The following is a 13,709-nucleotide window of genomic DNA, read 5'->3' as shown; positions in this document are numbered from 1 at the left end:
GGTGACGCATAGACGTCCTGCTTCTTGACGCATGCCCAAACTGTAACTCACTTAGTTGCAGTTTGCGCTGGGTGCGATGCTCCAGGGCCTCCCGACTCGCGGTGCCAGCGGCCGCACGGTCCCTCTACGCACCCGAACCTGAACACCTACTCAGAACGTGCCAGGAGTGGAAGCGATGAACCAGAATGACGAAGCGATCGCGAGCGCCGAGGCTCGCGGTCCTGCGACCTACGACCTCGTGATCAGTCGCGCACGTGTCTTCGACGGCCGCCAAGCGCTCACCGGTCTGTATGACGTCGCCGTCGACGGCGCACGGATCGCTTCCGTATCGGCCGAGCCGCTCAGGGGCAGACAGGAGGTGGATGCGGCAGGAGGATGGGTCATGCCGGGATTGATCGACACTCACATCCACTTCTACGACGTACGCGCGGTCTCCGATCCCGATTCGATGCGGGCCTTCGAGGAGAACGAGCTTCCCGGACGGCTCGGGCTGTTCCTCGACCACGGGATCACCACCATCAAGTCGGTGGGCGATCCGACGGACGGAATCCTGGCCACACGGGCCAGAATTGCCGCAGGCACGCTGCGTGGCCCGCGACTGCTGGCGACCGGTTGCGGCATCACCGGACGCGGTGGGCACCCCGCGGCCACTGTCTTCAGCGACAACCCCTGGGCGCGCGAGCGCTTCACGAGAGAGGCCGGCAGCGTGCAGGAGATCTGCGACCTGGTGCACCACCTGGCTGACCGCAAGGTGGACGCGATCAAACTCCTGTCAGAGGGGGCGTGCCCACACTCAGGCGGGCCGAAATACCTCTGGCAGAATCCTGCCTTTCCGGATGGTGTCGAGTTGGAACGGCTTCCCCTCGACGTCCTTCGGGTGGGTATCGAGACCGGGCACGAGCGGGGTCTTCGGGTCACCGTCCACACCACCCAGCAAGCCGCGGCACGCGAGGCGATCGAGGCCGGGGCAGACGGCCTGGAGCACGGGGTCACCGTCGAGCCCCTCACCGACCGCTCGCTCATCGACCTGATGCTCGAACACGGCATCACCTACACACCCACGCTCTGGATCGACGACGCCCACCCGGACGCCCGTGGCAATCTCCGGAAGGTTGCCGAGGTCGGCGTGCACATCGCGCTGGGCAGCGACACCTTCAGCGGTCGGGGCCTGTTCGGAGCCAACACTCTGGAAGAGGCCGAACTCATGGTGGCGGCCGGGATGACGCCCACCCAGGTACTGGCCGCAGGCACCAGCGGTGCGTCGCGGCAGTGTGTCCGCCCCGACCTCGGCACGGTGGCCCCTGGCAAGCGTGCCGACCTGCTCGTGCTGAACGCCGATCCCACCACGGACATCCGCAACGTACGCGACCTCCGCATGGTGATCCTGAACGGCGAACTCGCCGTCGACAAGCGCTAGTGGCCTGAGTCGTTGGTTCGGTTCAGATATCCGGCGAGGCGTTCGAGGATTTCGTCGGCGGTTCTCGTCCATACGAAGGGCTTGGGGTCCTCGTTCCAGGTCTTGATCCAGGTGCGGATGTCCTTCTCCAGGGTCTGGATGTTCTTGTGGACGCCTCGCCGTATCTGCTTGGTCGTCAGCAGAGCGAACCACCGCTCGACCTGGTTGAGCCAGGAGGAACTGGTGGGGGTGAAGTGCACGTGGAAACGGGGATGGGCGGCCAGCCACCGCTGGATGGCCGGTGTCTTGCGTCGAAGCGTTATCGCAGATCAGATGAACATCCAGTCCCGCGGGCACTTCCTTATCGATGCGGGCGAGGAACTTCTTGAACTCCACTGCACGGCGCCGGCGGTGGATCTGCCCGATCACCTCTCCAGTGGCGGTATTCAGCGCGGCGAACAAGGTGGTCCCCCCTCCCCGCACGTAGTCGTGGGTGCGGCGCTCGGGCATCCCCGGCATCATCGGCAGCACCGGAGCCGAGCGGTCCAGCGCCTGGATCTGGGTCTTCTCGTCCACACACAGCACCAATGCGTGCTCGGGCGGGGCGAGATAGAGGCCGACCACGTCGCGGACCTTCTCGATGAACTGGGGATCCTTCGAGAGCTTGAAGGTGTCCACCAGGTGCGGCTTGAGGCCGAAGGTCCGCCAGATCCGGGAGACGGTCGACTGCGACAGGCCCACCTCGGCGGCCTCGAACGCGTTGACCAGTGCGTGGCGTCCTCCGGGGTGGCCTCCAGCGTCCTGACGATCACTTCCTCCACCTGCTCATCGGTGATCTTCCTGGGGGCACCGGGGCGCGGCTCGTCACTCAGCCCTTCCAGCCGGTCGCGTACGAAACGGGCCCGCCACCGGCTGACCGTGTGCGCTTCGATAATTTCGATGTCCAGGACGTCCAGCCGGGCCACGTCTACGAGCGACTCCGCCGCCATCTCGCCGAATGGCTCGGTGACCGCGGACGCGTGGAGGCTCCGTCCACCATCGATCTGGACCGTGCCGGGCAAGCGGTGCTCGCCGGAAAGATCCCCGGACACGGCGAGCGGACGGTGAGCTGGTCGGTGGCGGGTGATGAGCGTACCCGTGCGCTGCGGATGACCAACCATCAGTCGCTATCCGACGGCCCGGCCCAGTTCGTCACTCGTGTCACGGTCTCCCAGTCGGAGAAGGGCGGCGGACTCAGGGTTGTCATGGGCCGGGAGATCCCCGACGGCTGGATCGCACCGGGTCAGGACCCGCCTCTCAAGCGCCCCAACCTGCTGCGGGCAGTGCTTGGGGACCGGGAACTCGAAGTGCGGGTACTGGGCCAGCTCACCACCGGGCGGTACGAAAGGATCCGGGAGGAAGGGCACGCCGCCGTGCTCCTCGAGTCGCTCGCACTGAGCACACGCCTTCCCATCCTCCTGGTGCATCCCAGGGACCAGTTGGGATGGAACATGGCAGCCGACGCCTCTGGGCAACTCGCAGGACTGGCTCAGGTCGTGACTCTCAACTACGTGACCGCACAGGCCGTACGCCGGGTCCACCAGCAGGTGGCCGTCCCCAGCGGCGGGGCCCAGTTGGTCTGGCCCAACCTCGGCTTGGAACATCCCGCCTACTCGCGTGAGGAGGTGGCCCAGTCGTCATTCGTGGGAAGACGGTTGATGCCGGCGCTCGCTCATCTCTCCGTCATTGCCCGAGGCAGTGACACGGCGTGGGAGCGGGCGCGGCAGGCCTCGTACCGGGCCGGGGCACGCAAGGCGGAGGAGCAGCTGGCGCGTGCACAGGCCGCCGGGGACACGACCGCTGAGCTCAAGGCACTCAAGGAACGTACGCGGCAGCTTGAAGAGGACGCCAAGTCGTGGGAGGACATGGCCCAGAGCTGCATGGAGGAACGCGACAAGGCGCAGTCCGAGGCCGCTGTGGCGGAGGCACTGCGCCAGGACCGGGACTACTGGAAGAAGCTGTACCTCGACCTGTCGAAGGGAGGGAGTGGGCAGTCGGCCGAGTTGGATGCCTGGAGCGAGATCCCGGTCCTGGGGACGGACGCCGGGCCCACTTTCGAGGCTCTCGCCAAGACGTCGGAGGAGCGCATCGTGTTCACGGCGAGGGCGGCGCGTGCCTGGAAAGGCTCTCAGTACCCGTATCCCCAACAAATGACTGACCAGTTGATCACCCTCGCGCAGGCGGCGATGGACCTGTACACCAAGCCCGGCAAAATTCCCAGGCTGGACCGGTGGTTCTATGACAACCACGGCCTGAAGTTCGCGAACAGCGACGAGAGGCTCAGCAAGAACAAGGAAAAGCGCTATTTCGAGTTTGATGGCAAGCGCAGGGACGGACTGCCGCACATCAAGGTCCGGGACGCCGTGTCGCCCAATGAGGTCGGACGGATCTACTTCGCCCTCGATTCCGAAAGGAAGCGGCTGATCGTGACCGCAGTTCACCGCATAGACCATCGAGCCCGGTTGAAGGTTGCCCCCATGAAGCCGTCCCGTGCTGAGCGACTTCGGCTGGTCATGGGTGGCTGTCACGCCTGAGGATGCTGCCGCCGTCAGTGAATTCCACCTCGCTCGACAAGGTCCCGTCGGGTCTCCATGTTCGGTGCACACCGACCGGGATGCCGTCCCGGAAGTGAGCCTCGGACTTCAGTGTTCCGTCCGGGTACCACTCGCGGTCCAGGCCGTCCTGACGGCCGTCGAGGTAGGACGTGAGGGTGATGAGGGTGCCGTCGGGCAGGCGCTCCTCGGCCTCGCCCGTGTAGCGCTCGCCGCGGTAGTAGACGGGGCCGTCCTGCTCGTACGAGTCCAGGTCGTCTTCCCGGACCCGGGGTGCGGCGGGTCCTGCGCCCGGCTCGGGTTCCGGTGTCACGTTCTCTTCCTCCAGGTTGTGGTCACGGTTCCCGCAGCGCCGTCTTCGCGGCGTCGACGAAGACCGTGAGGGCGGCCCAGAAGGGGCGGTAGGCGTCGTCGAAGCGGCGTATCGCCTCGGGATCGTCGGCGGCCATGGCCTGCAGCGAGCGGTGGAACCTGCCGGTCGACTTCTGCAGGGCATGGGCCGCCTCGCCCGCCGCGTCCGGGCCCTCCAGTTCGACCACGCGCACACATCGGCGCAGCTTGCTGTAGTAGTCGCGCTCGCGCTCGACCATCTGCTCCAGCAGGGTGGGATCGCGCCGGAAGTCACCGGCGCGGTGGGCGGCGGAGATCTCCCAGTAGAACTCGCCCGTTCTGTGGACCTGTTCGATCAGCTCCAGGTACGCGGTGCGCCTGCTGTCGCGCAGCCGTTCCGACTGCTGGGCGCGCGCCGCGGTGTCGGCCTGGATCCGGGCGGCCCGGGTGTTGCCGCGGCTGGTGACCCAACTGGCCAGGACGGCGGTGCCGCCGGTGAGGGCCGCGATCCAGAACGTACCGGCAGACATCGTGCGCCCCCTTGGTCATCTTCGGTCACAGCCACCATCCCCCGATGGTAGGAAGATACGGAAGGAGTAACGGTTCGGCGGTATGCGCCACAGATATGTTCCGGGCATGAGCGCATCCGGGCTGCGGCCCGCCGTGACCGAGTTGAGGCTGTCCGCCTTCAAGTCCCATCGACGTGCGGTCTTTTCCCTGGGGCCGCTGACGCTGTTCGCCGGGCCGAGCGGAAGCGGTAAATCGGGCGTGCTGGAGGCGTACGCGGCGCTCGCGCGCCTGGCGGGCGGCGCCCGGCTCGCGGAGGTGTTCCGCGAGCCGGCGTCGTACATCCCGCGCCGGGCGCGGCCGGACCGGCAGGGGCGGCGCGGCTTCCGCATCGGGTGCACCGTGGACGGCCCGGTCGGGCCGGTGCGGCTCGACGTCGCCGTCCAGGCCGAGCCCGAACTGCGCATCGTGGGCGAGCGGTTGACGGGGGCGGGGGAGACGCTGCTGGAGACGGCGCTGCGCGACCCGGAGCGGCGCTCCGTCCAGGCCGCCTGGCACACGGCGGGGGCGGTCGCGGTCACCCGGGCGCCGCTGCCCGACGACCGGCTGGCGACCTCGCTGCTGCCGCTGCGGGTGGCGGGCATCACCGAGGGGCAGCGGCTGGCGCTGGCCGGGGCCGAGCAGGTGGTGATCGCGCTGCGCTCGGTGTTCGCCTGCGATCCGCGGCCGGATCGGATGCGGGCGCCGGCGGCGCCGCGTGACGGGCGGCTGCGCGGCGGCTGCGAGAACCTGGCGGCGGTGCTGCGGCGCACCAGCCGGGAGTGCGTCTCCCGGCACGCTGCGCTGGTCGCGGCCGTGCGGGCGGGGTGCGCGGGGCCGGTGGAGGGCCTGGTGACGGAGGGGTCCGGGGGAGGTGGGGTGCGGGCCCTGGTGGAGCAGGGGGAGCTGGGCGCGATGCCGGTGGAGCGGCTGGGCGACGGGGAGTTGCGCTATCTGGCGCTCGCGCTGGTGCTGCTGACCGGTCCGGGGGTGCTGGCGATGGAACCGGCGGCGGATGTGCTTCCCGCGCGGCAGGTGCTGACGGTGCTGGCGGACGGTTTCGACCGCTGCCTGGACCGGAGGCAGGCGCGGGAGCTGCTGGGGGTGGCGGTCCGGATGTGCGCACGGGGGCACATCCGGCTGGTGGGGACCGTGGGGGACGTGGCGGGGGCGGTCGGGGACGCCCCCGCCACGGGGGACGCTCCTGTCACGGTGGTAAACCTGGAGCGTGAGCGAGTCTCTTGAACCCGAGTCCGGTGCGCGTTCCGCCGCGTGTGAGCGACGGTCCGACGGCCTTGATGTGGCGGGCCTCCAGCGCAGGCTGGCGGCCTTCGCGGCGGTGCGCGACTGGCAGCAGTACCACACCCCGAAGAACCTGGCGGCGGCGCTGAGCGTCGAGGCGTCGGAGCTGGTGGAGATCTTCCAGTGGCTGACGCCGGAGGAGTCGGTGCGGGTGATGGAGGAGCCGGGGAAGGCGGCCCGGGTCGAGGACGAGGTCGCCGATGTGCTGGCGTATCTGCTCCAGTTCTGCGAGGCGCTGGGGATCGACGCGCTCGCCGCACTGGCCGCGAAGATCGACCGCAACGAGGGCCGGTTCCCGGTTGCGGCGCCTGGAGGCCCCGTTCGTCACTCTCAGTAGTGGCAAAGTTATCCACAACGCAACTGTTGTCAACAGATTCCTGAATTCCCCTAGCTTTTCGGCCTGTTAGTCATCACTCTGGGTAGTGGAGGAGTGACGGGTGCGGAAAGTCCGTTGAGAGGGGTTCGGGGCATGGACGCGATGCGGCTGATCGGTGTCACCCGGCACGCCCTGGCGAAGGCCGGAGGCGTGCACGACATCGTGGCCGAGGCCTGGCAGGTCCAGGCGCTGGCGGAAGCGGTCGGCGGATACTTCATGGTGAGCGGCCCGGCGGCGGCGCGAGCGGAGGCGCGCGGCCTGTGCGAGGCGGGCGGCAGGGCGCGCGGGGCGCTGTTTCACCCGGCGCTGCACCATCCCGCGTTGCGCGGCGCGGGCTTACGGGCGGCTCAGCTGTCGGAGGTGCGGGACCCCAGAGGCGTGCTGCTGGCGCTGGGGGATCTGCTGGCGGAGGCGGGATTCGCGCTGGTGGGCGTCGCCTCCAGCACGGAAGAGGAGGCGCTGTACTGGCAGTGCGTCGAGGCGATCGACGCGGCGGACGAGGCGAGGGACCGGGTGCTCGGGATGCTGAGGCATCTCACGGGGCTGGAGTGGGGTGGGGAGTGGGGTGGTGCGGCATGAGAAGGCAGGATGGGGTGCATGGATCTCCGCATTTTCACCGAGCCCCAGCAGGGGGCGACCTACGAGACTCTGCTGTCCGTCGCGAAGGCCACCGAAGACCTCGGGTTCGACGCCTTCTTCCGCTCCGACCATTACCTGCACATGGGGGATGTCGACGGACTGCCGGGCCCCACAGACGCGTGGCTCACCCTGGCCGGGCTGGCCCGCGAGACCAAGCGGATCCGGCTGGGCACCCTGATGACCGCCGCCACCTTCCGGCTGCCGGGCGTCCTCGCGATCCAGGTCGCGCAGGTCGACCAGATGTCGGGTGGACGAGTCGAGCTGGGCCTGGGCGCGGGCTGGTACGAGCAGGAGCACACCGCGTACGGCATCCCCTTCCCGAAGGAGAAGTTCGCGCGGCTGGAGGAGCAGCTGGCCATCGTCACCGGTCTGTGGAAGACGCCGGTCGGCGAGACCTTCAGCCATGACGGTGCGCACTACCAGCTCACCGACTCGCCCGCGCTGCCCAAGCCCGCCCAGGGCCGGGTGCCGGTGCTGGTCGGCGGTCAGGGACCGACCCGTACCCCGCGGCTGGCCGCGCGGTTCGCGGACGAGTTCAACATGCCGTTCGCGTCGGTCGAGGACAGCGAGCGCCAGTTCGGCCGGGTGCGGGCGGCCGCCGAGGAGGCCGGGCGCAAGGGCGACGACCTGGTGTACTCGAACGCGCTGGTGGCCTGCGTGGGCAAGGACGACGCCGAGGTCGCCCGGCGGGCCGCGGCGATCGGCCGCGAGGTTCCGGAGCTGAAGGAGAACGGGCTGGCGGGCTCCCCGGCCGAGGTGGTCGAGAAGATCGGCCGCTATGCGGAGGCCGGGGCGTCCCGGGTCTACCTCCAGATCCTGGACCTCGACGACCTCGATCACCTTGAGCTGATTTCATCCCAGGTCCAGTCCCAGCTGGGCTGACCGGCCCACCGGCCGGGCCTGTCGTCCCGGCCCACCGACCCGTCGGCCGGTCCCGGCCGACGGGCCGACCGAGCCGCGTGGCTCACCGAACCACCAGGAGTACCCGTGATGTCCGTCCCACCTACGCCACTGGCCACCGCTCTGGAAGGCGGGCCGCTCGTCCTCGACGGCGGGTTGTCCAACCAGTTGGAGGCGCAGGGCTGCGACCTTTCCGACGAGCTGTGGTCGGCCCGGCTGCTCGCCGATGACCCGGGGCAGATCGAGGCGGCGCACGCCGCGTATGTGCGGGCGGGCGCGCGGGTGCTCATCACCAGCAGCTACCAGGCCACCTACGAGGGCTTCGCCCACCGGGGCGTGGCCCGCGAGGAGGCCACGGCGCTGCTGGGGCGCAGCGTCGAGCTGGCACGCGGCGCGGCGAGGGAAGCGGCCGGCCCGGCCGACCGGGTGTGGGTGGCGGCCTCCGTCGGGCCCTACGGGGCGATGCTGGCCGACGGCAGCGAGTACCGGGGGCGGTACGGGCTGAGCGTGGCCGAGCTGGAGCGGTTCCACCGGCCGCGGATCGAGGCGCTGGTCGCGGCCGGGCCCGATGTGCTCGCCCTGGAGACGGTGCCGGACGCCGACGAGGCGGCGGCCATGCTGCGGGCCGTCGAGGGCTGCGGGGTGCCCGTCTGGCTGTCGTACAGCATCGCCGGGGAGGCCACCCGGGCCGGGCAGCCGCTCCGGGACGCGTTCGCCGTCGCCGCCGGGAACGAGCAGGTGATCGCCGTCGGCGTCAACTGCTGCGAGCCGGGCGACGCGGACCGGGCCGTGGAGATCGCGGCCGAGACCACCGGAAAGCCGGTGGTGGTGTATCCGAACAGCGGAGAGGAGTGGGACGCGGAGGCCCGGAGCTGGAGCGGGCGGTCGACCTTCGACCCGGCACGGGTGAAGGGGTGGCGGGATGCCGGCGCGCGGCTCATCGGCGGCTGCTGCCGGGTCGGGCCGGACCGGATCGCCGAGCTGGCGGGCGTGGTGAGAAACCATTAGGTAAGGGGGCTTGCACCCGGCGATACTCGGACGGGTGTTCTTGACGATATCCACCACCGGCACCATCGAGCGCCCCGCGACCGATCTCGGGTTCCTGCTGCACAAGCACCCCGACAAGGCGCAGCGGTTCTCGACCTCCCACGGCACCGCGCACGTCCTCTATCCCGAGGCCGACGCCGAGCGCTGCACGGCGGCGCTGCTGCTGGAGGTCGACCCCGTCGCGCTGGTGCGGCGGGGCCGGGGCAAGGGGCGGGGCGGCGCGCCCGACTCCGCGCTCGCCCAGTACGTCAACGACCGTCCGTACGCGGCCTCCTCGCTGCTGGCCGTCGCGCTGAGCACCGTCTTCTCCAGCGCCCTGAGGGGACACTGCAAGGCGCGGCCCGAGCTGCCGGAGCGGCCGCTGCCGCTGCGGATCGCGGTGCCCGCCCTGCCCGCCCGCGGCGGCGCCGCCCTGGTCGAGCGGCTCTTCGCGCCGCTGGGCTGGGCGGTGACGGCCGAGCCGGTGCCGCTGGACGAGCGGTTCCCGCAGTGGGGCGACTCGCGGTACGTACGGCTCGTACTGGAGGGCGAGCTGCGGCTCGCCGACGCGCTGCGCCATCTGTATGTGCTGCTGCCCGTACTGGACGACGCGAAGCACTACTGGGTCGCCCCGGACGAGGTGGACAAGCTGCTGCGCTCCGGCGAGGGCTGGCTGGAGCACCACCCCGAGCAGCGGCTGATCACCAACCGGTATCTGGCCCGCCGCTGGTCGCTGACCCGCAGCGCGCTGGAACGGCTGGAGCTGGCGCGGCTCGCGGAGACGGACGACGCCGAGGTGGAGGAGATCGACAACGCGGTGGAGGAACTGGCCGTCGAGTGCGCCGAGCAGGAAGGACAGACGGAGCAGGCAGGACAGACGGAGCCGACGGAGCAGGGGGAGCGGGAAGAGGTGGAGCCGGAGGGGGAGAGCACGCCGCGGCCGGTGCCGCTGGCCGTGCGGCGGCGCGAGGCGATCCTCGACGCGCTGCGGGCGGCGGGAGCGTCCCGGGTGCTGGACCTCGGCTGCGGCCAGGGCCAGTTGCTGGGCGAGCTGCTCAAGGACGCGCGGTTCACCGAGATCGTCGGTGTCGATGTGTCGATACGCGCGCTGAACGAGGCGGCGCGGCGGCTGCGGCTGGACCGGATGCCCGAGCGGCAGTCGACGCGGCTGAAGCTGACGCAGGGCTCGCTCGCGTACACCGACTCCCGGCTGACCGGCTATGACGCGGCGGTGCTCAGCGAGGTGATCGAGCACGTGGATCCGCCCCGGCTGCCCGCCCTGGAGTACGCGGTGTTCGGCGCCGCCCGGCCCACCGTCGTCGTGGTGACCACGCCCAACGTCGAGTACAACGTGCGCTGGGAGTCCCTGCCCGCCGGGCAGGTCCGCCACCCCGACCACCGCTTCGAGTGGACGCGGGAGCAGTTCCGCGACTGGGCGCGTGCAGTGGCCGAACGGCACGGCTACGTGGTGGAGTTCCGGCCCGTCGGCCCCGAGGACCCCGAGGTCGGAGCGCCGACTCAGCTCGCGCTCTTCCGGCAGGAGACCGGGGAGACCGGCCGAACCGACACGACCACCAGCACGACGACCGGCACGACACCGACCGCGACACCGAAGGAGGCCGCCGCATGACCGACACCACCATGACGCTCGACAGGCGCAGCCTCGGCGTGCCCGACCTGTCCCTCGTGGTCCTCGTCGGCACCACCGGCTCCGGCAAGTCCACCTTCGCCCGGCGCCACTTCCTGCCCACCCAGATCGTCTCGTCCGACGTCTGCCGGGGCCTGGTCTCCGACGACGAGAACGACCAGAGCGCCACCCGGGACGCCTTCGACCTGCTCCACTACATCGCGGGCAAGCGGCTGGCGGCCGGGCGGCTGACCGTGGTCGACGCGACCAACGTCCAGCCCGAGGCCCGCCGCAGCCTGATCCAGCTGGCGCGCGAGCACGACGTCCTGCCGGTCGCGATCGTCCTCGACGTCCCCGAGGGCGAATGCGCGCGGCGCAACGCGGCCCGGCCCGACCGGGCCGCTATGCCCTCCCACGTCGTCCCGCGTCAGCGTCGTGAGCTGCGCCGCTCCCTGAAGTCCCTGGAGCGCGAGGGGTTCCGCAAGGTGCACATCCTGCGCGGCGTCGAGCAGGTCGAGGCCGCGGAGATCGCCATCGAGCGCCGCTACAACGACCTGCGCCACCTCACCGGCCCGTTCGACATCATCGGCGACATCCACGGCTGCCGCTCCGAGCTGGAGACCCTGCTGGGCAAGCTCGGATACGCCCTGCGCCGCGACGGCCAGGGCCGCCCGGTCGACGCCGTCCACCCCGAGGGGCGCACGGCCGTCTTCGTCGGCGACCTCGTCGACCGCGGGCCGGACAGCCCCGGGGTGCTGCGCCTGGTGATGGGCATGGTCGCCTCCGGGTCGGCGCTGTGCGTGCCCGGCAACCACGAGAACAAGCTCGCCCGCTACCTCAAGGGCCGCAAGGTCAAGATCGCCCACGGCCTCGCCGAGACGGTCGAGCAGCTGGACCGCGAGCACGCCGCGGACCCGGAGTTCGCCGACCGGGCGCGGGAGTTCATCGAGTCGCTGGTCAGCCACTATGTGCTGGACGGCGGGGCGCTGGTGGTGTGTCACGCCGGGCTGCCCGAGAAGTACCACGGCCGCACCTCGGGCCGGGTGCGTTCGCACGCGCTGTACGGGGAGACGACCGGTGAGACCGATGAGTTCGGTCTGCCGGTGCGCTACCCGTGGGCCGAGGACTATCGGGGCCGCGCCGCGGTCGTCTACGGCCACACGCCCACCCCACGGGCGTCCTGGCTCAACAACACCCTCTGCCTGGACACCGGTTGTGTCTTCGGCGGCCGGATGACCGCGCTGCGCTGGCCGGAGCGCGAGATCGTGGACGTCCCGGCCGAGCAGGTCTGGTACGAGCCGGTCAGGCCGCTGGGCAACGAGGCCCCGGGTGGCGCCGAGGGCCGTCCGCTCGACCTCACCGATGTGAGCGGCCGCCGTATCGTCGAGACCCGGCACATGGGCCGGATCGCGGTCAAGGAGGAGAACGCGGCGGCGGCCCTGGAGGTCATGAGCCGCTTCGCCGTCGACCCTCGGCTGCTCGCCTACCTCCCGCCGACCATGGCGCCCGCCGCCACCTCCGCCGAAGAGGGCTACTTGGAGCACCCGGCGGAGGCGTTCGCCGCCTACCGCGCGGACGGGGTGCGCCAGGTGATCTGCGAGGAGAAGCACATGGGCTCCCGGGCGGTGGCGCTGGTCTGCCGCGACCCGGAGGTGGCGAAGGAGCGCTTCGGGGCGCCCGAGGGGGTGTCCGGCATGGTGTACACCCGCACCGGGCGGCCGTTCTTCGACGACCCGCGGCTGACCGAGTCCGTCCTCGGCGGGGTGCGCGGCGGCATCGAGAGCGCCGGTCTGTGGCAGGAGCTGGAGACCGACTGGCTGTTGCTGGACGCCGAGTTGATGCCGTGGTCGCTCAAGGCCGCGGGGCTGCTGCGCAACCAGTACGCGGCGGTGGGCGCGGCCTCGGGCGCCGTGTTCCCCGGCGTGCTCTCGGCGCTGGAGGGCGCGGCGGCGCGCGGTGTCGAGGTGTCCGCGCTCCTCGACAAGCAGCGCGGACGGGCCGTGGACGCGGCCGCGTTCACCGAGGCGTACCGGCGCTACTGCTGGCCGGTCGACGGGCTGGACGGCATACGGATGGCGCCGTTCCAGATCCTGGCCGCCCAGGGCCGCAGCCTCGCCGCGCTCCCGCACGACCGGCAACTCGCCCTGATCGACCGCATGATCGAGGCGGAGAAACCGGGGCCGGGCGGCGGCCCGCTGCTCGCCCCCACCCGCCGCCTGATCGTCGACACCGAGGACGACGCGTCGGTGGCCGAGGGCGTCGCGTGGTGGCGGGAGCTGACGGAGGCCGGTGGCGAGGGCATGGTCGTCAAACCGCTCCAGGGCTTCGTCCGCAAGGGTGATGGCCGACTGGTCCAGCCGGGCGTCAAGTGCCGGGGCCGGGAGTATCTGCGGATCGTCTACGGCCCGGAGTACACCCGCCCGGAAAACCTGGACCAGCTGCGTCAGCGCCACCTCGGCCACAAGCGCTCGCTCGCCCTGCGGGAGTACGCGCTGGGGCTGGAGGCCCTGGACCGGCTGGCCGACGGGGAGCCGCTGTGGCGGGTGCACGAGGCGGTGTTCGCGGTGCTGGCCCTGGAGTCGGAGCCGGTGGACCCGCGGCTGTAGCGGGGAGGTGGCTCCCGGGCCGCGGAGCCGCCAGGTGACGGGCCCGGGGTCAGATGGCGGACACCGCCGACTCCCGGGCGCGGAACGCACGCCGGTAGTCATGCCGCGGCACCCCCACCGCCCGGGTGAAGTGGCGGGCCTCGCCGCGCTCGCGGCGACGGCCCTGCGCGGCGGCGGGCACGCAAGGCGCAGCGACGGGGGCTCCGGCGCAAAGGGCCGCAGGGGTGTTCGAGCGGATTCCGCCGCAGGTCCGCCCGCGGGCACCGGTTCCGTCCGGCCCCATTGACGTGCCCGTGCCACCTGCCTAGCGTGCTCGTCATCCCATCGGTTCTCCGCAACCTGACGAGCCACCAGTGAAGCGGGAGGGCGG

Annotated in this window: 12 protein-coding genes and 1 pseudogene; 9 read left to right on the top strand and 4 right to left on the bottom strand. The window is 70.9% G+C overall.

Features of this window, described 5'->3' with window-relative positions:
• Positions 1–175: 175 nt before the first annotated feature.
• Positions 176–1,417 (top strand): amidohydrolase family protein, encoded by a 1,242-nt coding sequence (locus LCH29_RS14085; RefSeq protein WP_446462054.1) that lies wholly within the window; start codon positions 176–178, stop codon positions 1,415–1,417.
• Here the strand turns inward: LCH29_RS14085 and LCH29_RS14080 are convergent.
• Positions 1,414–2,328 (bottom strand): annotated as a pseudogene (locus LCH29_RS14080) (IS630 family transposase); the annotation flags it as partial. The gene LCH29_RS14085 and the pseudogene LCH29_RS14080 sit on opposite strands and share 4 nt — an antisense overlap.
• Between LCH29_RS14080 and LCH29_RS14075 the strand changes: the two are divergent.
• Positions 2,317–3,969 carry a hypothetical protein gene (locus LCH29_RS14075; protein ID WP_446462053.1) on the top strand — a complete coding sequence of 551 codons (1,653 nt, stop codon included), beginning with the start codon at positions 2,317–2,319 and terminating at the stop codon, positions 3,967–3,969. The pseudogene LCH29_RS14080 and the gene LCH29_RS14075 overlap by 12 nt on opposite strands.
• Here LCH29_RS14075 and LCH29_RS14070 read toward each other — a convergent pair.
• Both LCH29_RS14070 and LCH29_RS14065 read right to left on the bottom strand, forming a co-directional pair.
• Positions 3,947–4,300: a toxin-antitoxin system YwqK family antitoxin gene (locus tag LCH29_RS14070; protein ID WP_446462052.1), complete on the bottom strand. Its 354-nt coding sequence runs from the start codon at positions 4,298–4,300 to the stop codon at positions 3,947–3,949. The two genes, LCH29_RS14075 and LCH29_RS14070, sit on opposite strands and share 23 nt — an antisense overlap.
• Before the next feature lie 22 nt (positions 4,301–4,322).
• Positions 4,323–4,847 (bottom strand): hypothetical protein, encoded by a 525-nt coding sequence (locus tag LCH29_RS14065; protein ID WP_446462051.1) that lies wholly within the window; start codon positions 4,845–4,847, stop codon positions 4,323–4,325.
• 106 nt (positions 4,848–4,953) lie between these two features.
• Here LCH29_RS14065 and LCH29_RS14060 point away from each other — a divergent pair, with 106 nt between their 5' ends.
• The 7 genes from LCH29_RS14060 (at position 4,954) to LCH29_RS14030 (ending at position 13,339) form a co-directional block, all read left to right on the top strand.
• Positions 4,954–6,108, top strand: coding sequence for an AAA family ATPase (locus LCH29_RS14060; protein WP_446462050.1), 1,155 nt, complete (start codon positions 4,954–4,956; stop codon positions 6,106–6,108).
• A 55-nt stretch (positions 6,109–6,163) separates the two neighbouring features.
• Complete coding sequence (locus LCH29_RS14055; protein WP_446462086.1) at positions 6,164–6,502, top strand: nucleotide pyrophosphohydrolase; 339 nt, start codon at positions 6,164–6,166, stop codon at positions 6,500–6,502.
• A 132-nt stretch (positions 6,503–6,634) separates the two neighbouring features.
• Positions 6,635–7,120 carry a DUF6099 family protein gene (locus LCH29_RS14050; RefSeq protein ID WP_123107935.1) on the top strand — a complete coding sequence of 162 codons (486 nt, stop codon included), beginning with the start codon at positions 6,635–6,637 and terminating at the stop codon, positions 7,118–7,120.
• Positions 7,121–7,138: 18 nt separating this feature from the next.
• Positions 7,139–8,062: an LLM class F420-dependent oxidoreductase gene (locus LCH29_RS14045; protein ID WP_446462049.1), complete on the top strand. Its 924-nt coding sequence runs from the start codon at positions 7,139–7,141 to the stop codon at positions 8,060–8,062.
• Between the two features lie 108 nt (positions 8,063–8,170).
• A complete protein-coding gene (gene mmuM, locus LCH29_RS14040) occupies positions 8,171–9,088 on the top strand; it encodes a homocysteine S-methyltransferase (protein ID WP_446462048.1) in 918 nt (305 codons plus the stop codon).
• A 34-nt stretch (positions 9,089–9,122) separates the two neighbouring features.
• Entirely contained in the window at positions 9,123–10,736 is a 1,614-nt protein-coding gene (locus LCH29_RS14035; protein ID WP_446462047.1) for a 3' terminal RNA ribose 2'-O-methyltransferase Hen1, read from the top strand.
• Positions 10,733–13,339: a polynucleotide kinase-phosphatase gene (locus tag LCH29_RS14030; protein ID WP_446462046.1), complete on the top strand. Its 2,607-nt coding sequence runs from the start codon at positions 10,733–10,735 to the stop codon at positions 13,337–13,339. Before LCH29_RS14035 ends, LCH29_RS14030 begins: the two co-directional genes overlap by 4 nt.
• A 49-nt stretch (positions 13,340–13,388) precedes the next feature.
• Here LCH29_RS14030 and LCH29_RS14025 read toward each other — a convergent pair whose 3' ends face one another.
• Complete coding sequence (locus tag LCH29_RS14025) at positions 13,389–13,520, bottom strand: hypothetical protein (protein WP_446462045.1); 132 nt, start codon at positions 13,518–13,520, stop codon at positions 13,389–13,391.
• Positions 13,521–13,709 lie beyond the last annotated feature (189 nt).

The organism is Streptomyces sp. BRA346 (assembly GCF_052851135.1).
Note: the sequence above shows the minus strand (reverse complement) of the source record. Positions and strands in the feature narration are given on the sequence as shown.